Source organism: Oceaniovalibus guishaninsula JLT2003, assembly GCF_000299575.1.
Lineage (GTDB): Bacteria > Pseudomonadota > Alphaproteobacteria > Rhodobacterales > Rhodobacteraceae > Palleronia > Palleronia guishaninsula.
Map to the genome: position 1 here is coordinate 22,500 of NZ_AMGO01000013.1, position 18,759 is coordinate 41,258.

The 18,759-nt window shown below is 66.8% G+C and carries 19 protein-coding genes and 1 pseudogene; 16 read left to right on the forward strand and 4 right to left on the reverse strand.

Annotated elements, in window-relative coordinates:
- The 5 genes and pseudogenes from OCGS_RS05350 to OCGS_RS05370 all read left to right on the forward strand — a co-directional run bounded on the left by OCGS_RS05350 (position 1) and on the right by OCGS_RS05370 (position 4,489).
- Positions 1-1,332 (forward strand): nitrous oxide reductase family maturation protein NosD, encoded by a 1,332-nt coding sequence (locus tag OCGS_RS05350; RefSeq protein WP_007426213.1) that lies wholly within the window; start codon positions 1-3, stop codon positions 1,330-1,332.
- Positions 1,298-2,195: pseudogene (locus tag OCGS_RS05355) on the forward strand (ABC transporter ATP-binding protein). Before OCGS_RS05350 ends, OCGS_RS05355 begins: the two are co-directional and overlap by 35 nt.
- On the forward strand, positions 2,192-3,016 hold the full coding sequence (locus OCGS_RS05360; RefSeq protein WP_007426215.1) for an ABC transporter permease: 825 nt from the start codon (positions 2,192-2,194) through the stop codon (positions 3,014-3,016). Before OCGS_RS05355 ends, OCGS_RS05360 begins: the two are co-directional and overlap by 4 nt.
- Positions 3,013-3,573, forward strand: coding sequence for a nitrous oxide reductase accessory protein NosL (locus OCGS_RS05365; RefSeq protein WP_007426216.1), 561 nt, complete (start codon positions 3,013-3,015; stop codon positions 3,571-3,573). The genes OCGS_RS05360 and OCGS_RS05365 overlap by 4 nt, the downstream gene beginning before the upstream one ends.
- A 10-nt stretch (positions 3,574-3,583) precedes the next feature.
- Complete coding sequence (locus OCGS_RS05370) at positions 3,584-4,489, forward strand: FAD:protein FMN transferase (RefSeq protein ID WP_007426217.1); 906 nt, start codon at positions 3,584-3,586, stop codon at positions 4,487-4,489.
- Between the two features lie 7 nt (positions 4,490-4,496).
- Here the strand turns inward: OCGS_RS05370 and OCGS_RS05375 are convergent, their stop codons facing one another.
- The 3 genes from OCGS_RS05375 to OCGS_RS05385 all read right to left on the reverse strand — a co-directional run bounded on the left by OCGS_RS05375 (position 4,497) and on the right by OCGS_RS05385 (position 7,019).
- Positions 4,497-5,267, reverse strand: a complete 771-nt coding sequence (locus tag OCGS_RS05375) for a formylglycine-generating enzyme family protein (RefSeq protein WP_007426218.1) — start codon at positions 5,265-5,267, stop codon at positions 4,497-4,499.
- 21 nt (positions 5,268-5,288) lie between these two features.
- Positions 5,289-6,509, reverse strand: a complete 1,221-nt coding sequence (gene nirK, locus OCGS_RS05380; protein WP_007426219.1) for a copper-containing nitrite reductase — start codon at positions 6,507-6,509, stop codon at positions 5,289-5,291.
- Between the two features lie 66 nt (positions 6,510-6,575).
- Entirely contained in the window at positions 6,576-7,019 is a 444-nt protein-coding gene (locus tag OCGS_RS05385; RefSeq protein ID WP_040610590.1) for a pseudoazurin, read from the reverse strand.
- Positions 7,020-7,163: 144 nt separating this feature from the next.
- On the opposite strand from OCGS_RS05385, the gene OCGS_RS05390 reads away from it, so the two are divergent.
- Positions 7,164-7,865, forward strand: a complete 702-nt coding sequence (locus OCGS_RS05390; RefSeq protein ID WP_007426221.1) for a Crp/Fnr family transcriptional regulator — start codon at positions 7,164-7,166, stop codon at positions 7,863-7,865.
- Here the strand turns inward: OCGS_RS05390 and OCGS_RS05395 are convergent.
- Complete coding sequence (locus OCGS_RS05395; protein WP_007426222.1) at positions 7,849-8,064, reverse strand: DUF1858 domain-containing protein; 216 nt, start codon at positions 8,062-8,064, stop codon at positions 7,849-7,851. The genes OCGS_RS05390 and OCGS_RS05395 overlap by 17 nt on opposite strands.
- 129 nt (positions 8,065-8,193) lie before the next feature.
- Between OCGS_RS05395 and OCGS_RS05400 the strand changes: the two genes are divergently transcribed.
- The 10 genes from OCGS_RS05400 to OCGS_RS05445 all read left to right on the forward strand — a co-directional run bounded on the left by OCGS_RS05400 (position 8,194) and on the right by OCGS_RS05445 (position 18,403).
- Positions 8,194-8,646, forward strand: coding sequence for a c-type cytochrome (locus OCGS_RS05400; RefSeq protein ID WP_007426223.1), 453 nt, complete (start codon positions 8,194-8,196; stop codon positions 8,644-8,646).
- Positions 8,647-8,658: 12 nt separating this feature from the next.
- The gene (locus OCGS_RS05405) at positions 8,659-10,029 is read left to right on the forward strand and encodes a cbb3-type cytochrome c oxidase subunit I (protein ID WP_007426224.1); all 1,371 of its coding nucleotides are present in this window, start codon (positions 8,659-8,661) and stop codon (positions 10,027-10,029) included.
- 2 nt (positions 10,030-10,031) lie between these two features.
- Positions 10,032-10,841 (forward strand): CbbQ/NirQ/NorQ/GpvN family protein, encoded by an 810-nt coding sequence (locus OCGS_RS05410; protein WP_040610601.1) that lies wholly within the window; start codon positions 10,032-10,034, stop codon positions 10,839-10,841.
- A 5-nt stretch (positions 10,842-10,846) separates the two neighbouring features.
- Positions 10,847-12,724, forward strand: a complete 1,878-nt coding sequence (locus OCGS_RS05415) for a nitric oxide reductase activation protein NorD (protein WP_007426226.1) — start codon at positions 10,847-10,849, stop codon at positions 12,722-12,724.
- Between the two features lies 1 nt (position 12,725).
- A complete protein-coding gene (locus OCGS_RS05420) occupies positions 12,726-12,905 on the forward strand; it encodes a hypothetical protein (protein WP_007426227.1) in 180 nt (59 codons plus the stop codon).
- The gene (locus OCGS_RS05425; RefSeq protein ID WP_040610592.1) at positions 12,902-13,144 is read left to right on the forward strand and encodes a hypothetical protein; all 243 of its coding nucleotides are present in this window, start codon (positions 12,902-12,904) and stop codon (positions 13,142-13,144) included. Before OCGS_RS05420 ends, OCGS_RS05425 begins: the two co-directional genes overlap by 4 nt.
- A gap of 82 nt (positions 13,145-13,226) precedes the next feature.
- Positions 13,227-14,450: an MFS transporter gene (locus tag OCGS_RS05430; RefSeq protein ID WP_007426229.1), complete on the forward strand. Its 1,224-nt coding sequence runs from the start codon at positions 13,227-13,229 to the stop codon at positions 14,448-14,450.
- A 93-nt stretch (positions 14,451-14,543) separates the two neighbouring features.
- Positions 14,544-15,272, forward strand: a complete 729-nt coding sequence (locus tag OCGS_RS05435; protein WP_007426230.1) for a gluconate 2-dehydrogenase subunit 3 family protein — start codon at positions 14,544-14,546, stop codon at positions 15,270-15,272.
- Complete coding sequence (locus OCGS_RS05440) at positions 15,272-17,038, forward strand: GMC family oxidoreductase (RefSeq protein WP_007426231.1); 1,767 nt, start codon at positions 15,272-15,274, stop codon at positions 17,036-17,038. The genes OCGS_RS05435 and OCGS_RS05440 overlap by 1 nt, the downstream gene beginning before the upstream one ends.
- Positions 17,039-17,050: 12 nt before the next feature.
- Complete coding sequence (locus OCGS_RS05445; RefSeq protein WP_007426232.1) at positions 17,051-18,403, forward strand: cytochrome c; 1,353 nt, start codon at positions 17,051-17,053, stop codon at positions 18,401-18,403.
- Positions 18,404-18,759: the final 356 nt, after the last annotated feature.

The following is an 18,759-nucleotide window of genomic DNA, read 5'->3' on the forward strand; positions in this document are numbered from 1 at the left end:
ATGCGCCTTGTCCCGATCCTGACGCTGTGTCTTGTCGCCGCCTTGCCTTGCGGGGCGGACGACATGCGCGTGGCGCCAGGGGCGGGCACGCTGGCAAATGCCATCGCCGGGGCGGATCCCGGCGATGTGCTGACGCTGGAAAGCGGCCGGTTCGAGGGCGCCATCGTCATCGACCGCCCGCTGACCGTCACCGGCCCCCAGGACGCGATCATCGACGGCATGGGGCAGGGCACGACGATCACCATCGACGCGCCCGACGTGACCCTGCGCGGCGTGACCGTCACCGGGTCCGGCATGAATGGCGAGGATCTCGATGCCGGGGTGAAGATCCTCGAGGGCGCCGACCGGGCTTTGGTCGAAGGCAACAGGTTGCTGGGCAATCTGCACGGCGTGGACGTGCATGGCGGCCGCGACGCGCAAGTGCGCGGCAATGTCATCGAAGGCACGCGCGATCCGCGCATGAACGACCGCGGCAACGGGCTTTATGTCTGGAACTCGCCCGGCACGGTGCTGGACGGCAACGACGTGCGCTGGGGCCGCGACGGCATCTTCTCGAACGCCTCGCGCGGCGGTACGTATGTGAACAACACCTTCCGCGACCTGCGCTTCGCGGTGCATTTCATGTATACCAACAATTCGCTGGTGGCAGGCAACGTGTCGGTCGGCAATCACCTCGGCTATGCGATCATGTTCTCGAACCGGGTGGACGTGACGGACAACCTCAGCCTCGGGGATGCCGATCACGGCATCATGCTGAACTATGCCAACAATGCCGACGTGTCCGGCAACCTGGTCCGGGGCGGCACGAACAAATGCACGTTCATATACAATTCGCACAAGAATCTTATCTTCGACAACACGTTCCAGGGCTGCGGCATCGGCATCCACTTCACCGCCGGGTCCGAGCGTAACGTGCTGACCGGAAACGCCTTTGTTGGCAACCGCGAGCAGGTGAAGTATGTCGGCACCAAGGATGTGGAATGGAGCCACGAGGGCCGCGGCAACCACTGGTCCGACCACCCCGCCTTCGATCTGAACGGCGACGGAATCGCCGATAGTTCGTTTCGTCCCAATGACTTGATGGACCATATCCTGTGGTCGCAGCCCGCCGCCTCGCTGCTGACGGGAAGCCCCGCCGTCCAGTTGATCCGCTGGGCGCAATCCAGCTTCCCCGCCACCCTGCCCGGCGGCGTCATCGACAGCGCCCCCCTGATGACCGCCCCCGACAGGCCGGTTCCGCAGAAATATCAGGCGATGGAAGCCAAAGCGCTGGCCCGTCGCGCAGAAAGACACCCCGATGACTTCGACATTGACGATCTCGCATCTCACTAAGACCTTCGACGGGACGCGCGCCCTGTCGGACGTGTCGCTGAACGTGATGCCAGGCGAGCGGGTGGCGTTGCTGGGCCATAACGGCGCGGGCAAATCGACGCTGATGAAGATCGTCCTCGGCCTTGTTCCCTGGGACGAAGGACGCGTTTCCGTGTGCGGCGGTGTGCCGGGCGGGACGGCCGCACGGCGACAAGTGGCCTATCTGCCCGAAAATGCGGCCTTTCATCCCGCGCTGACGGGTCTGGAACAGCTGCGCCAATACCTGCGCCTGCGCGGATTGCCATCATCCGAAGCGGCAGGGCTTCTGGGCCGGGTCGGTCTGGCGGATGCCGCGCACCGGCGGATCGGCACCTATTCCAAGGGGGATGCGGCAGCGGGTCGGTCTGGCGCAGGCGTTGATCGGCCATCCGCGTCTGCTGGTTCTGGACGAACCGACCAGCGGGCTCGATCCCGTTTCGCGGCGCGATTTCTACGAACTGCTGGACACGCTCGCCGCCGACGGTGCGGCGATCCTGATGTCCAGCCACGCCCTGACGGAAGTCGAGGCGCGCACCGACCGGCTGCTGATCCTGTCGGGCGGGCGGCTGGTGGCTGAAGGCAGTCTGGCGGAACTGCGCCGCGCGGCCGCGTTGCCCACCGCCCTGCAAGTGACGCCGCGCAACGGCCATGTCGCCGAGTTGGCATCCGACCTGGGCGGCGCGATCCGCGTTGGCGATCAGCTGCGCCTGTCCTGTTCGCAGGAAGACAAGCTGCCGATGCTGGCGCGCATATCCGCGATGGAGGATCGCATTGCCGATCTGGATGTGATTCCGCCCAGCCTCGAGGACATCTATAGTCACTTCAGCCGGAGGGACGGACAATGACCGGGCGTATCCTCGCCACGGCGGCGACCGAAATTCGGATCGCGCGGCGCAACCGCTGGGTGGCGATAGCGGTGCTGCTGATGGTCGTCTTTTCGCTGGTGCTATCGGCGGCGGGGTCGGCCCCGACAGGAGCGCTGGGCGCGGACCGGCTGTCGGTCACGGTCGCGTCGCTGACGTCGCTATCGGTCTATCTGGTGCCGCTGGTGGCGCTTTTGATGTCCTTCGACGCCATCGCCGGCGAGGTCGAGCGCGGCACGCTGCCGCTGCTTCTGACCTACCCCGTCGCCCGGTGGGAGTTGCTGGCCGGCAAGCTGCTGGCGCATCTGGCGATCCTGACCCTGGCGCTTGTCGCGGGTTACGGCGCGGCGGCCGGCGTTGCAGTGGCCCTCGACAGCGGGGCCGCCGCCGGGCTGCCTGCGCTCTGGCGGCTGACATGGACATCGGCATTGCTGGGAGCCACGTTCCTCGGCATCGGATATGCGCTGTCGTCCCTGGCACGCAGGCCGTCCGGCGCGGCGGGACTGGCCATCGGGCTTTGGCTGGGGCTGGTCGTGCTTTACGATCTGGGGCTGCTGGCGGCGGTGGTGGCCGACGATGGCGGCCGATTCACCACCGATGTGTTCCCCTTCGCGCTGCTGGCCAACCCGGCCGATGCGTTCCGGCTGTTCAACCTTGCCGCGTCTCAGGCGACGGCCGCTTCGGCGGGCATCGGCGGCGCCGCGTCCAGCGTGCCGCTGTGGCAATCGCTGGCCTCGGTGTCGATCTGGCCGTTGGCGGCGCTGGGCCTCGCATCGCTGGCGTTCCGGCGGGTGGTGCCATGAAGGGCGCGGTCGCCATACTGGCGCTGCTGGCGCTTGCGGGGTGCAAGGAAGATGCGGCGCAGGACGTAACGCCTTTGGCGTTGACCCCGGCGGCGATCGGGCATTTCTGCCAGATGAACCTGATGGAACACGAAGGGCCCAAGGCGCAGGTGCATCTGGGCGGGCTGCCCGGCGCACCGCTGTTCTTCAGCCAGGTGCGCGACGCGCTGGCCTATGCGCGAATGCCCGAACAAACGCACGAGATCCTGGCGATCTGGGTGAACGACATGGGGGCCGACGGCGCGACCTGGGCCGTGCCCGGCATCGACAACTGGATTGCCGCCGGGGACGCCGTCTATGTCCTTGGCAGCGACGCGGTCGGCGGCATGGGCGCGCCGGAAATCGTGCCCTTCTCGGACGCAGCCGCTGCCCGGTCCTTCGCCGATACGCATGGCGGGCGGGTCGTGACGCAGGACGCCATCCCCGACGATGCCGTGCTGGCTCCGGTCGCCATCGAACCGGACACCGAGGATACGGAATTCGAGCAACGCCTGCGCGCCCTGTCGCGCCGGAACTGAAAGGGATGCCATGCCAAGCCGCCGCCGATTCCTGATCGTGACCGCAGCCGCACTTGCGCTGCCCGCCGCGGCACGCGCGTCGTCCGTCCATATTTGGCAAGGCGTGGCGCTGGGCGCGCGCGCCACGATCCGGTTGGACCATCCCGACGCCGCCGCGATCACGCACCGCGCCGGGGCCGAAATATCAAGACTCGAGGACGTGTTCAGCCTGTTCCGCCCCCAAAGCGCGCTGTGCCTTCTGAACCGCTCGGGCAGCTTGTCGGCCCCGCCTTTCGAGCTGTTGGAATGCCTGTCGCTGGCAGCGGCCGTGCATCTTGCCAGCGGGGGCCGCTTCGATCCGACGGTCCAACCGCTTTGGTCGGCCTGGGCGGACAGGGCGGGGCAGGGCGCGCCCGATACCGCGTCCGTGCGGTCGCTGCGGCGAAGGGGCGGCTGGGACGATGTCGTGTTCGGCCCCGATGCCGTGACGATGCGGCCGGGCATGGCGCTGACGCTGAACGGAATCGCGCAGGGTTATATCGCCGACCGCATCGCCGCGATGCTGAAGGCCGAAGGGTTGACGGATGTGCTGGTCGATACGGGCGAGATGACCGCGCTGGGGGGGCATCCGGACGGCGGGGCGTGGCCCGTGGGCTTTGGCAATGGCGACAGGACGACCCTGCGCGACGGGGCACTGGCAACCTCCGCGCCGCTCGGCACGACGTTCGATGCGGACGGCGCGGCGAGCCACATCCTCGACCCGCGCACGGGCCATCCGGCAGCATCGCCGTGGCGCGAGATTACGGTCGCCGCCCCGTCGGCCGCGCTGGCCGATGCGGCATCGACGGCCGCCTGCCTGACGGCGACGCGCGAGGAAGCCGAAGAACTGGTATCGTGTTTGTCGAAGGTATCGCTGCTGCGGGCAATTCCCGCGTAAGGCGCCGTCAGGATCCGGCGCGGGGCGGTTCGCGGTCGCTGACCAGCCGCATGCCCAGATGGGCCGGGGGCGCTCCGACGGCGCAGCCGCCGCGCGCGGGGTCGCTTTCCAGGAACGGCATCGCGGCGGCATGTTCGCCCGCGACCCAGAAGGCCGGGCAGCGGTCGGGGTCGATGGCGCCTTGGCTGCCGGCATAGCAGTCGCGCGTCCATTCCCACACCGATCCGTCCAGATCGCGGATGCCGGCCGGTGACGTGGACCAGCCGCCGGTCGGCCGTAGGGCGCGGCTTTTCCGCTCGGCCACCAGGTAGGACGACGCCCAGGTCAGGCTGGGATCTCTGAAGATCGGATCGGGTTCTTCGGGCAGGACATCGGCGGCAAGGGTCTGCCATTCGGCAAGGTCGGGCAGGCGGAAGGGATGGCCAGACCGCCGGCTGATCCATTCGGCATACTGCACCGTATCGGGATAGCTGAGGCCCGTCGCAGGCATCGCCGCAGGGTTGGTCCGGGGCCGTACCGGCAGCGGGAAGCCGCATCCGCCGTCATCGAAACACCTGTTCCATTCCGCGACCGTCACCTCGTCGCGCTGGACCCATAGCCTGCGTTCGCCGCCGTCCGGGTCGGGCAGACGGGCTGCGACCGTCCGCGGCAGGACGGAAAGGTCGCGGTCGGGGCCGCGCGTCAGCGACACGGCCCCGACGATCACCCCCGCCGCCGCCAGCCCGGCAACGGCCATCACGGCCAGTTTCGGGGCATTCGCGGCGGCGAGGATCGTCATGGTCGTTACCTCAAGCAGGTGTCACGCCTCGAAGCTTTCGGGGGCCGTGACCTGTTCCATCAGGGCGTTGTTCCATTCGCCTTCGACGACGAAGTGGGCTGTCGCGCCCTTGATCGCGGCGATGATGAGGTTGTGGTTCACGTAGGCGTAAACGCCCGGCTGCTCGAACGTGTACATCGCGGCCGCGGCGCTGCCGCCCCGGACGAACCACGTTTCCATCGAGGTCAGCGGCGCCACGTCGAAGGACGTTTCCCACACATAGTCGCCATGTCCGCCGATCAGGTGCGGCCGCGAGTCGACGTTGCACGAATTGTGCACCATCAGCACCGTTTCACCCACGTTGAACTTCAGCGCGCCCGGCCCGGTCAGCGCGCCCACCGCGCCGTTGAAGACCTGGTGCGTCGGCGTCAGCGTCGCCATCGCGGCGATGCTGTCGGGATAATCCTCGCCGGCGATGGCGTATTGCTTGAAGTTGCCGTCCTCGTCGATGGGCAGATAGTAATCCTGCTCGCCCATATACGCGATCTTGTCGTATTTCAGCGGGTTGCCGTCCTTGTCCTTCAGTCCGTCGCGCGGCAGCACCATGATGGCGCCGTTCATGCCGTGGCAGACGTGATAGGGGATCATCGCGCCGCCCGGCGCGCAGTGATAGGTAAAGCACCCGGCCTTCGTCGCCTTCCAGCGGAGCACGACCTTTTCGCCCGGATAGATGTGGGTCAGACCGCCGCCGCCCAGCGCGCCCGTCGAGGCGTGGAAGTCGATGTTGTGCTCCATCTGCGAATCGTGCGGGTTGCGCATCGTCAGTTCGACGTAATCGCCTTCGTGCACGATGATCAGCGGGCCGGGGACCGAACCGTTATAGGTCAGCGCCCAGATGCTGGCGCCGGTATCCTCGTCCACCACCATCAGGCGTTCGGTCGTGTCCATCTCGATCTCGACGATCTTGGGGCCGCCCTGGGCCACCTGATCGTGCTTGGGCGCATAGGGCGGGGCCACAAGTTCTTGCTTGACGCGTTCGTAGCCCGACAGATCGACCGGCTTGGCGCTGCTTTGCGCCTGCTTTTCGGCCTGGACGAAATGCGCTTCGGGCAGACGCATGCGGGGGGCCGCCATGCGGTGCGGCGTGGCCGCGGCCTGATGGGCGATCCCGCCCGTCACCGCGGCGGCACCGGCCAGAAGCGATCCGCGCAGCACGTTGCGGCGGCTGGTGGAGGCGAGTCCGGGGTTGATGAACTTGGTCACTTTTCTGTCCTCCTCGGGATCAGAGTGTGAGGCGGACCGCAGGCAAGCCATGGCCCGCGGGATGGATCAAAGGCTGTCGAGCTGTTCGAGCTGTTCGGCGAAGCGTTCCTTGGCCTTGGCCGGCATGCGCCCTTCCATGTAATCGTCGGGGATGGTCACGTCGTCGCCCACGGCCACGGTCATCACCATGCCCATCGCGTAATGCGGCAGGCACTTGACGCCATAGAGGCCCGGCTGGTCCAGAGTGACCTCGATCTCCTCGTTGATCTTGCCCTTGAAGGTGTCGGCGCCGTCGGGGATCATGTCGAGGATGGATTCCGCGTTGTGACCCTTGTCGGTCGCCACGAACTTGACGGTATCGCCGGGCTGGACGCGAACGAAATCGGGTTCGAACACCATCGCGCCCTTCTCGCCCTTGTTCAGCATCTTCACCTCGACCGTCTCGGCCAACGCGGCGGTTCCCGTCAGGGCCATGGCCAGGGCCAATACTGCGCCTATCTTGAGGGACATCCGGTTTCCTTTCCCTGTGAATACCGTTGACCCGGATCTAGGGATGGACGATCAGCATGACTTTGTGCCGGAACAAACTGTTGGCGGATCGCCGCGCGGTCGGGACGGATATGCGGCCGATGCCGCCCCAGGAAGGAAACCAAGGTGTCCAGACTCGACGAAAGCCTCGTCAACCGCCTGCCGCCCTTCAGTCGTCTGAAGCGGTCCGAGATCCGCGAGATCCTCGATCTGGCGGGCACGCAGCGGCTGGATGTCGGCGAGACAGTCTTTCACGAGGGGCAGGAGGCCGACCGGTTCTTCCTGCTGCTCGACGGCTATATCCGCGTCGTGCGCGTCACCGCCGAGGGCGAGCATGTGACGCTGCTGCATTTCGGCCCCGGCCAGCTTTTCGGGTTCGCCAAAGCGCTGGGCCGCACGACCTATCCCGCCACCGCGGTGGCGGCATCGGAATCGCTGGCGCTGCATTGGCCGATGCGGCTTTGGCCGGTCTTCGCCGAACGCCATGACGGGTTCGCGACCGAAACCTATGCGACCATCGGGCGCCGCATGGGCGAAATGAACGACAACACAGTCGCGATGGCGACCCAGCAGGTCGAACAGCGCGTCGCCCATGCCGTCCTGCGGCTGGTCAACCAGACCGGACGCAAGACCCCCGAGGGGATCGAGATCGGCTTTCCGGTCACGCGGCAGGATCTGTCCGAGATGACGGGCACCACGCTGCACACGGTCAGCCGGATGCTCAGCGCGTGGGAAAAGGACGGGATCGTCGAAAGCCGGCGCAAGCACGTCACCGTGCGCGACCCCCACCGCCTTGTCCTGGTGGCCGAGGCTATCGGCCGCCGCTGACCGCCGCCTTCAGCTCCTCGACGAACGCGATCTCGTCCAGATCGTATTCGCGGCAGGCGTCCACGATCGTGTGGAACGGATTGATCAGGCATCCGACGCACAGCATCCGGTGCGACAGGAACACCGGCACCGTCTGCGGCCAATGCGTCATCATCTCGGCCAGCGGCAGGTCGGGATCGTCCAGAGGGGGTGCTGACATGGATGGGCCTCCGGCAATCGGAAGGCCAGAATCGCCGGTTCGTTCGCGCCGTTCTTTGATGTTTCGCAAACTCATCCGCCAAAGGGCAGTCTAACCGGGACCGACAGTAACCGGAAAGGAGGCTTGCGGATGGCCGAAATCCTGACGAAATCGCGGGCGCGCAACATCTTCTACGGCGGTTCGATCTTCTTCGTGGTGATCTTCATCGCGCTGACGGTCCATTCGCACCGCTACATCACCCAGACATCGACCGCCGGAATGCCGCTGACCGATGCGGTCCTGCATGGCAAGCATGTCTGGGAACGCAACAGTTGCATCAACTGCCACACGCTGCACGGCGAAGGCGCGTATTTCGCCCCCGAACTGGGCAACGTGATGACCCGCTGGGGCGTGCAGGACGACCCCGAAGGCGCGTTCCTGATGATGGACGGCTGGATCGAGGCGCAGCCGTCGGGAATCGAGGGCCGCCGCCAGATGCCGCATTTCGACCTGACCGAAGAGGACAAGCGCGGGCTGGCCGAATTCCTGCGCTTCGCCAACCAGACCAGACGGCAGGACTGGCCCCCGAACGAGGCGGGCTGAGGAGAAAAGAGCATGAGATATCAATCCCAAAAAGTCGCCTATGCCTATTTCATCTGCGCGATGGGCCTGTTCGCCATCCAGGTGCTGGGCGGGCTGACCATCGGCTGGATCTACGTCCAGCCGAACTTCCTGGCCGAGGTGTTCCCCTTCCACATCATCCGCATGGTGCATACCAACGCTTTGGTCGTCTGGCTGCTGCTGGGCTTCTTCGGGGCGACCTATTTTCTCGTCCCCGAGGAAAGCGAGCGCGAGATCTGGTCGAGCAAGCTGGCCTATCTGCAACTGGCGATCCTGATCGTCGGCACGCTGGGCGCCGTCATCGGCTACGGCTTCAAGATCCACGGCGGGCGCGAGTTTCTGGAACAACCGCTCTGGGTGCGGTTCGGCATCCTGATCGCGGCGGTGATCTTCCTGATCAACGTGTCGATGACCGTCCTGGCCGGGCGCAAGACGGCGATCACCGGCGTGTTGCTGATGGGTCTGTGGCTGCTGTCGCTGCTGTGGATCTTCGCCCTGATCAATCCGTCGAACCTCAGCCTCGACAAGATGTACTGGTGGTTCGTCATCCACCTGTGGGTCGAGGGCACGTGGGAACTGGTGATGGCGTCGATCCTGGCGTTCATCCTGCTCAAGCTGACCGGCGTGGACCGCGAGATCGTCGAGAAATGGCTCTACGTCATCGTCGCCACGGCGCTGTTCACCGGCATCCTCGGTACCGGGCACCACTTCTACTGGATCGGCACGCCCGGCTACTGGCAATGGATCGGGTCGATCTTCGGCGCGCTCGAAATCATCCCGTTCTTCCTGATGATGTCGTTCGCCTTCGTCATGGTCTGGAAGGGCCGGCGCAACCATCCCAACAAGGCCGCGCTGCTGTGGTCGCTAGGTTCGGCCACCATCGCCTTCTTCGGCGCGGGGGTCTGGGGCGTGCTGCACAACATGCATGGCGTGAACTACTACAGCCATGGCACGCAGATCACCGCGGCGCACGGGCACCTGGCCTTCTATGGTGCCTATGTGGCGATCAACCTGGCGATCATCACCTATGCCATGCCGATCCTGCGCAACCGCGAACCCTATAACCAGGTGCTCAATATGGCGAGCTTCTGGATGATGACGGGGGGTATGGCGTTCATGACCTTCACGCTGACCTTCGCGGGCACGATCCAGACGCATATGCAGCGGGTGCTGGGCTACTATTATATGGAAGTGCAGGACGAACTGGCGCTGTTCTATCTGATGCGCTGGATCTCGGGCATCTTCGTGGTGCTGGGTGCGCTGCTGTTCATCTACTCGATCTTCGTCGTCCGCCGGCACGAGGTGATCGAGGCCGGCCCCGCCAACCCCGCGCCCACCGTGTCCGACCCGCTGCCCGGAGAATGACCATGAACGCGATGACAGACATGAAGCCCGAGACGCGGCAGATCCCGCATTACCGGCCCGCCGGAAACGAGATCGCGCTGTTCGAAATGGCCCATGCCAACGGTCTGCCCCTTCTTCTGAAGGGGCCGACCGGCTGCGGCAAGACCCGCTTCGTCGAATACATGGCCGCGCGGCTGGGCCGCAGGCTCTATACCGTGGCCTGCCACGACGACCTGTCGGCGGCCGATCTGATCGGGCGCTATCTGCTGCGGGGCGGGGCGACGGAATGGGTGGACGGGCCGCTGACGCGGGCCGTGCGCGAGGGCGCCATCTGCTATCTCGACGAGGTGGTCGAGGCGCGCAAGGACGTGGCCGTGGTGCTGCATCCGCTGACCGACGACCGCCGCACCCTGATGATCGACCGCACCGGCGAGGAACTGAAGGCGCCGCCGGGCTTCATGCTGGTGGCCAGCTACAACCCCGGCTATCAGAACGTGCTGAAGCGGATGAAGCCGTCCACCCGCCAGCGGTTCCTGTCGGCCAGCTTCGACTTTCCCGACCCCGCGACCGAACAGGCCGTGGTGGCGCAGGAAAGCGGGCTGGATCTGGCCCGCACCGCGCCGCTGATCCGGCTTGCGGGCCGCATCCGCGCGCTGTCGGGGATGGATCTGGAAGAAGGCGTGTCCACCCGCCTGCTGATCTATGCCGCGACGCTGATCGCCGGGGGCATGGGTCTGGACGACGCGTTGGAAGCGGCGGTGATCGAACCGTTGACCGACGACGCGGATGTCCGCACCGCCCTGCGCGATCTGGTCGCGACCACCTGGGGATAGACGCCATGGCCTTCCGCCCGCTCGACCTGCTGGACCCCGAGGAAACGGTCGGCCACATCTGGCACGACCTTGTCGAAGGCGTCGGCGCGTCGGCCTCGTGGCCCGAGGCGGCGGTCGCGCTGGACAGCGTGCGCCCCAGCCTTGCGGTGCTGTTCCGGGCGCTCGGTGGCACGCCGGGCGTCGAGTTGCGCGAGGCCGTCGCCAGCCCCGCGCTGCACCGCCGGTCCATGCGCCGCCGTCTGGGCACCGGGCGCGAGACGCTTTTTCGCGCCGCGTTCGATGGCGAGGCGCTGGCGCTGCCGCCCACGCTCGACTGCTTTCCGGACCGCGATCTAAACCGCGCCGCCTATCTGTGGCTGACCGCGCTGGCGGCCTGCTGCACGGATGACGACCTGCCGCAGGCCGACAGCGATGCCGTGCAGATCGCCGCCAATGCTCGCCTGACCGAACGCGCGCTGACGCTCTGCCCCGGCCTGCGGGACGCCCATGCGGCGATGGCGGCGCAGGCGCTGGCCGCCCGGCCCCGCGTCGTCCTGCCGCCCGCCGAGGCCGCGACCGAACGCGCGGTGCGGGCCGTGCTGCGCGGCGAAGCGCCCGAAGCTTCGCCCGAAGACGCGGCGCGCGGTCATCTGCCCTTCGCCCCCGTGCCGATCTGGCTGCACCTTGCGCGGCCCGGCCGGGGGGCTGCGGCGGGCGACGATCCCGATGGGGCCGAAGCGCCCGACGCCGTCGCCACCACCACCCGCAAGATGGGGCTGCGGCGCGATCTGGCGCAGGCCAACCGCAAGGACAGCCTGATCGTCCACCGTTTCGAATCGATCCTCAGCTGGGTGGAATCGCTCAACATCAGCCGCAACGTGGACGATGACGACGACGAGAACGCCAAGAAGGCGGCCGAGGATCAGGACAACATCACCCTGACGCGCAACGACAAGCGCGCCGCGACCCGCCTGCGCCTGCATCTGGACCTGTCGCCGGCCGATGCCGATCACGAAAGGCTGGCCGGCGCGCATACCTATCCCGAATGGAATCACCGCAGTCGCAGTTATCTGGACGCGCATGTCCGCGTGCTGGAGGCCGAGGCGAGACGGGATCCCGGCGCCCATTTCACCCCCGACCCCAGGCGCGCGCGCGAGGTGCGCCGCCAGTTCGAGGCGCTGCATCCCCGCCGGATCCTGCAACCGCGTCAGATCGACGGGACGGAACTGGATCTCGACGCGCTGATCGCGGCGCAGGCCGATCTGGCCGCGACGGGGCAGGGCAGCGACCGGGTGTGGAAATCCGCCCGCCAGACCGAACGCGACCTGTCGGTGGCGTTCCTGATCGACACCTCCCGTTCGACCGAAGCCGCGGTCGGCGAAACCTGCGTCATCGACGTGGCGCGCGACGCGCTGGGCGCGCTGGTGGGCGGCATCGGCGCGGCGGGCGACCGGCTGGGCATCTGGGGCTTCTCATCGCTGCGCCGAGACCGGGTGTTCGTCACCCGCTGCAAGGGCTTCGACGACCCGCTGGACCAGCGCGTGCTGGACAATATCGGCGCGCTGAAGCCCGGACATTACACGCGCCTCGGCGCGGCGATCCGCCATGCCAGCGCGCGCCTGGCTGAGGAAGGCGCCGCGCGCAAGCTGCTGCTGGTGCTGACCGACGGCAAGCCCAACGATCTGGACCACTACGAAGGCCGCCACGGGATCGAGGACAGCCGCATGGCGGTAATCGAGGCGCGGCGCGCGGGCCAGACCGTGCATGCCGTGATTGTGGACGAGGATGGGCAGGACTGGTTCGCCCGCATCTTCGGACGCGGCGGCTTCCACCTGCTGCCCTATCCCGCGCGCCTGACCCGTGCGCTGCCCGACATCTATCGCACCCTGACGACCGAGGTATGACATGCGACACCTGACCGCGACGATCCTGACGCTGCTGCCCGGTGCGGCGCTGGCCCAAGGCTATGACCGCCCCGTTCCGGGCGTCCACGATGCCACCGCCGAATTGTGGTTTCTGGCCGCCAGCATCGCCTTTCTGGCCGCGCTGCTGGCCGTGCACCTGCTGGTCAACCGCAAGCCATGAGCCGGAATGTGCGGCTGACGATGATGCTCTGGCCCTTCGGGGCGGGGGCGATGGCGGTCAACCTGTTCTTCGCGTCGCTGATGGGACAGGCCATCGGACTGCCGGTCATCCCGCCTGTCTGGGCGGTGGCGGGCGGCGCGGTGCTGGGCGTGCCCGCCACGTGGTTCTTCGCGCGCCATATCGGCACCCTGATGGACAAGGCCGACGGCGAGGCGCGCGACGATCCCCGCACGATGTGACGCTTGCCGCCCCGTCCCTTCGCGGGGCAGGATGCCGCGATGAAGCCCGGAGACCGGGACGCAATCGCGCGGAACATCGTCCATGACCATCGCAGCCCGCCCCGGCACCTATCTGGCCGTCCTGTCCCTGCTGGGGCTGACGCATCTGCTGAACGACCTGATGCAGTCGCTGATCCCGGCGGCCTATCCGATCCTCAAGGAAACCTACGGTCTGGATTTCGTCCAGATCGGGATGATCACGCTGACCTTTCAGATCGCCGGATCGCTGCTGCAACCCGTGATGGGCCTGCTGACCGACCGCTATCCGGCGCCTTATTCGCCGGTGGCGGGGATGATGTTCACGCTGTCGGGGCTGGTCAGCCTCGCCTTCGCCGGAAGCTATGCGGCGATCCTGGTCTCGGTCACGCTGATCGGTATCGGATCGTCCATCTTCCACCCCGAGGCGACGCGCATGGCCCGCTACGCCGCCGGCAGCCGGCAGGGTCTGGCGCAGGGCATCTTCCAGGTCGGTGGGCAGGCGGGCGGTGCGCTGGGGCCGGTCTTCGCCGCGCTGGTCATCGTGCCCTGGGGGCAGCCCAGCCTGGCCTGGTTCGCCGTCAGTGCCCTGCTGGCGATGCTGCTGCTGACATGGATCGGCAGCCGCCAGCGCCAGATCAGCGCCGAATATTTCGCCAATCGCGCCCGCAACCGCAAGGCGGGGGCCGAGCCTGCCTATGCGACGCCGACCATCCTGACCGGGCTGGTCGTGCTGACGCTGCTGATGTTCTCCAAGAACCTTTACGGCGAAAGTTTCCGGTCCTTCTATACCTTCTACCTGATGGAACGGTTCGGCCTGTCGATCCCGTCTGCGCAGATGATGCTGTTCGTGTTCCTGCTGGCCGCGGCGGTCGGCGTTCTGGCGGGGGGGATGCTGGGCGACCGGATCGGGCGCTACCGGATCATCTGGTTCTCGGTGCTGGGGCCGCTGCCGCTGACGCTGATCCTGCCCTATGCCGATCTGTTCTGGACAGGGGTTCTGACGGTTCTCATCAACCTCATCATGGCCAGCGCCTTCGCGTCGATCCTGATCTATGCAATCGACCTGCTGCCCAACCGGATCGGCCTGATCGGCGGGCTTTTCTACGGTCTCAATTTCGGGCTGGCGGGCATTGCCGCCGCGATCCTCGGCGCGCTGGCCGACACCTACGGGGTCGAGGCGGTCTATCGCATGTGTTCGGTGCTGCCGCTGGCCGGGCTGATGGCGTGGTTTCTGCCCCGGATCGACGTTAACGCAAACACGGAAAATCCGGCGGAACAAAAGACCTGACGGGCCGATTACCGATGCAACCGCCGCATACAGGCGGCAGGCGACCGGACCTGTGAGGAGTTGCATCCATGTCCACCCCCCCCCAAGACCGACATGCGCCCGCATCCCGATTCGCCCAAGCTCGGCCTGCTGGACCGGCGCGGCTTTCTGGGCGCGGCCCTGGGCGGCACGGCCATCGCTGGCATCGCCGGCGGGGCCGCGGCGCAGCAGGAAGGCCCGCCCGAACCGCTGCCGCTGGACCAACTTACGCCAGAATTCTTCACCCCCGCCGAATGGGTGATGTTGATCGCGCTTTGCGACGTGCTGATCCCCGCCGATGGCGACGGTCCCGGCGCACTTGAGACGCGCGTGCCGGTCTTCATCGACCGCCAGATGGTCGGCCATTACGGCCGCGCCGAACGCTGGTACATGGAAGGCCCGCACGACCCCGATGCAAGCCCACTCAAGGGGTTCCAGTCGCCGCTGACCCCGGCCGAGATCTATCGCGCCGGGCTGGCGCATTTTCAGGACTGGTGCGGCCGCACCCACGGCGCGGGCTTTACCGATCTCGACGCCGACACGCGCCTCGCGGCGGTGGGCGCGCTGATGGACAACGACGTGGACCTGCCGGCCGAACTGCGCGACTTCCCCGATTTCCTGCTGCTTAACGTCAAGCAGGGCTATCTGTCCGACCCCCGCCACGGCGGCAATCACGGCATGGCGGCGTGGAGCTATATCGGTTTTCCCGGCGCGCGCGCCAACTTCCTCAGCTGGACGCATCCCGACAGGGACAATGTGCCCTATCCGCTGGGGCCAGTCTCGATCAACGGGGAGCGTGCGTGATGGCGACCGAGATGCCGAAAAAGGACGTGGTGATCGTCGGGCTGGGCTGGACCGGGTCGATCCTGGCGATGGAACTGTCGAAGGAAGGGCTGGACATCGTCGCGCTGGAACGCGGACCGATGCGGCGCACCGTGCCCGACTGGCAATACCCGATCAATACCGACGAGCTGACGCATGCCCACCACTTCGAATTGATGCAGCGCCCGCGCCATTCGACCCTGACGATGCGGCACGGTCTGGACGACACCGCGCTGCCCTATCGCAAGCTGGGATCGTTCCTGCCGGGGCACGGCGTCGGCGGGGCCGGCGTGCACTGGAACGGCCAGAATTGGCGGCCGCAGGTGGCCGAGTTTCGGCTGAAAAGCTATGTCACCGAAACCTTCGGCGCCGATGTCATTCCCGAAAAGATGCAGATCCAGGACTGGGGTGTCGAATACGACGAGCTGGAGCCCTATTTCGACCGCTGGGAACGGCTGATCGGGTGCACCGGGATCGCCGGCAACCTCAACGGCACGATCCAGCCCGGCGGCAACCCGTTCGAAGCGCCGCGCAGCGCCGACTATCCGTTGCCGCCGCTGCCCGAAGGCGCCGCCGCCCGCTTCTTCCGCGACACCGCCGAGGCGATGGGCCTGCATCCCTTCCCGCGGCCGGGCGGCAACGCGTCGCGCGCCTATGTAAACGAATACGGAATGCAGCTCGGCCCATGCACCTATTGCGGGTTCTGCGAATGGTATGGCTGCTACAATTATTCCAAGGCGACGCCGCAGACCTGCGTGCTCGACGCGCTTTACCAGCAGCCGAACTTCGAGGTCCGCACCGGCGCCGACGTGATGCGCGTCGAACTGGCTTCAGACGGCAAGACCGCGACCGGCGTGACCTATGTGACCGACGACATGCAGGAAGTGTTCCAGCCCGCCGATCTGGTGCTGATCTGCGCCTTCCCGCTGCATAGCACCCACCTGATGCTGCTGTCTGGTATCGGCAAACCGTATGACCCCCGGACCGGCGAAGGCGTCACGGGACGCAACTATGCCTATCAGATGATGGGCAGCACCAGCGCCTATTTCGCGGATGCCGAGTTCAAGCCCTTCGTCGGGGCGGGCATCGACGGCTATTCGGTGCTCGATTACGGGGTCGAACAGATCGACTTCGCCAAGGAAGGCTTCATCGGCGGCAGCTATATCTCGGTCGGCCACACCAACGGCCAGCCGATCCGCTCGATGTCGCTGCCCGAAGGCACGCCGAACTGGGGCGCGGGCTGGAAGAAGGCCATCGGCGACTGGTATGGCAAATCGCTCAGCGTCAGCAGCCACGGGTCGAACATGGCCTATCGCGACTGCTATCTCGACCTCGATCCGACCTACCGCGACCCCTACGGCCGCCCGCTTCTGCGGATGACGTTCGACTGGAAACAGAACGACATCCGCATGACCCAGTTCATGAAAAAGCAGACCGAGGCGATGGCCAAGGCGATGCAGCCCGACAGCTTCAAGTCGTCCTACAAGGACGCGGACAGCCATTACGACATCCGCCCCTATCAGACGACGCACAATGTGGGCGGCCTGCCGATGGGCAACGACCCCGCCACCAGCGCCGTCAACCGCTATCTGCAAAGCTGGGACGTGCACAACGTGTTCGTGTCGGGCGCATCGGCCTTTCCGCAGAACATCCAGTTCAACCCGACGGGCGCCGTCGGCGCGCTGACCTACTGGATGGCCGACGCGCTGCGCTCCGACTATCTCAAGAATCCGCGGCCTCTGATGTAAGGGAACCGGACCATGAAGACCTTCCTTCGCATCCTGGCCGCGCTGGCCGTCATCGGCCTGGTCGCCCTGGCTTTGTTCGTGTTCTGGCCGCTCGACCGCACCGCCCCCGAACGGCTTGCGCTGGCCGACGGCACGATGGCGCTGCCCGACGTGGAGACCGACGCCTATCCGCGCCTTGCCGCCGTCGCCGCCGATTGCGGCGCCTGCCACAGCGCCGATGACGGGGAACGCTATGCGGGCGGGCGGGCCTTCCCGACGCCGATGGGCACGATCTATTCGACCAACATCACGCCGGACCCCGAAACCGGCATCGGCACCTATACGCTGGCCGATTTCCGCGCCGCGCTGGTGGACGGCATCCGCGACGATGGCGCGCATCTCTATCCGGCGATGCCCTACACCAACTATCGCAAGCTGACCGAACGCGATGTCGAGGCGATCTATGCCTACTTCATGAACGAGGTGGAACCGGTCCGCCACATCCCGCCCGACAACGAGATGACGTTTCCCTTCAACCTGCGCTTCGGCATCCGCGCCTGGAAATGGCTGTCCCTGCCCGAACCGGGCTTCGTCGCGCCCGACGATCCCGTCCTCGCGCGCGGTGCCTATCTGGTCGAAGGCCCCGAACATTGCGGCGCCTGCCATACCCCGCGCAGCGTCTTCTACGTCCAGCAGGGCTATACCGCCGCCGATCCGGCCTTCCTGTCGGGCGGCGAACTGAACGGCTGGCCCGCCCCATCGCTGCGCGCGGCCGACGGCGCGCCAGCGCGCTGGTCCGCCGCCGCGCTGAAGGCGTATCTGCAAACGGGCCGCAACGTCAGCTCGGCCACCGCGGGCGAGATGACCAACGTGATCGAGCATTCGCTGCAATACCTTCCCGAAAGCGACATCGACGCGATCGTCGCCTATCTTCGCGCCATCGCCCCGAACGGCGGCGGATCCGAAGACGAACCCGCGCTGACCGGATCGCGCGCCGTCGCCCTTTGGGACGCGGCCGCGGCGGGCGGCACGACCGCGCTGCTGGCATCCGCCGACCCCGCTGCGCTGGACATCGGCGGGCGGCTCTATCTCGACAACTGCTCGGCCTGCCACATGATCGACGGCAAGGGCGGCGACCTGATGTTCCCCGAACTCGACGGCAATTCCATCGTCCAGGCCGATCAGCCGGGCGGCCTGCTCAACGTCATCCTGCACGGCGAAACGCTCCCCTCCACCCGGCTCGCCCCCATGCAGCTCGACATGCCGGGCTTCGCCAACCGTCTGAACGACGCCGAGATCGCCGCCCTCGCCACCTTCCTGCGCACCGCCTGGTCCAACACCGCCCCCCCCGTCGCCCCCGAGGATGTCGCGGATATGAGAAACTAGCCGCAGGCCCGCCGACCCCCCGCCCGGCCCGAATACCCCCACTTCGCTCCCTGCCGTCGGGCTGGGGGCGACCCACCGGACGGAATCAGGCGCGGCGTCACGGCATTGTTGCGATCCACGCGCCTTATAGGGGGTGATTCAGCACGAAGATTGCGGTCAGCCCGGCACCCATGTTTCGATCCACGCCCCCGTGTGGGGGGCGACGTCTTTCCCGATGCCTTCATCCCTCTTTGCGAAGAGTTTCGATCCACGTCCCGTGTGGGGGGGCGACATCCCGCCCCCGCCGTCGGCCTGATCCACGCCCCCGTGTGGGGGGGCGACTCTTATGCGCGCTGACCTTAAGGATGCTAACCTTG

Coding starts and splice junctions, on each gene's coding strand:
- OCGS_RS05375 (WP_007426218.1), bottom strand. CDS start 5,267: ATGACGATCCTCGCCGCCGCGAATGCCCCGAAACTGGCCGTGATGGCC.
- OCGS_RS05395 (WP_007426222.1), bottom strand. CDS start 8,064: ATGTCAGCACCCCCTCTGGACGATCCCGACCTGCCGCTGGCCGAGATG.
- OCGS_RS05400 (WP_007426223.1), top strand. CDS start 8,194: ATGGCCGAAATCCTGACGAAATCGCGGGCGCGCAACATCTTCTACGGC.
- OCGS_RS05430 (WP_007426229.1), top strand. CDS start 13,227: ATGACCATCGCAGCCCGCCCCGGCACCTATCTGGCCGTCCTGTCCCTG.
- OCGS_RS05360 (WP_007426215.1), top strand. CDS start 2,192: ATGACCGGGCGTATCCTCGCCACGGCGGCGACCGAAATTCGGATCGCG.
- OCGS_RS05435 (WP_007426230.1), top strand. CDS start 14,544: ATGCGCCCGCATCCCGATTCGCCCAAGCTCGGCCTGCTGGACCGGCGC.
- OCGS_RS05410 (WP_040610601.1), top strand. CDS start 10,032: ATGAACGCGATGACAGACATGAAGCCCGAGACGCGGCAGATCCCGCAT.
- OCGS_RS05405 (WP_007426224.1), top strand. CDS start 8,659: ATGAGATATCAATCCCAAAAAGTCGCCTATGCCTATTTCATCTGCGCG.
- OCGS_RS05420 (WP_007426227.1), top strand. CDS start 12,726: ATGCGACACCTGACCGCGACGATCCTGACGCTGCTGCCCGGTGCGGCG.
- OCGS_RS05415 (WP_007426226.1), top strand. CDS start 10,847: ATGGCCTTCCGCCCGCTCGACCTGCTGGACCCCGAGGAAACGGTCGGC.
- OCGS_RS05365 (WP_007426216.1), top strand. CDS start 3,013: ATGAAGGGCGCGGTCGCCATACTGGCGCTGCTGGCGCTTGCGGGGTGC.
- OCGS_RS05370 (WP_007426217.1), top strand. CDS start 3,584: ATGCCAAGCCGCCGCCGATTCCTGATCGTGACCGCAGCCGCACTTGCG.
- OCGS_RS05385 (WP_040610590.1), bottom strand. CDS start 7,019: ATGTCCCTCAAGATAGGCGCAGTATTGGCCCTGGCCATGGCCCTGACG.
- OCGS_RS05440 (WP_007426231.1), top strand. CDS start 15,272: ATGGCGACCGAGATGCCGAAAAAGGACGTGGTGATCGTCGGGCTGGGC.
- OCGS_RS05425 (WP_040610592.1), top strand. CDS start 12,902: ATGAGCCGGAATGTGCGGCTGACGATGATGCTCTGGCCCTTCGGGGCG.
- OCGS_RS05445 (WP_007426232.1), top strand. CDS start 17,051: ATGAAGACCTTCCTTCGCATCCTGGCCGCGCTGGCCGTCATCGGCCTG.
- OCGS_RS05350 (WP_007426213.1), top strand. CDS start 1: ATGCGCCTTGTCCCGATCCTGACGCTGTGTCTTGTCGCCGCCTTGCCT.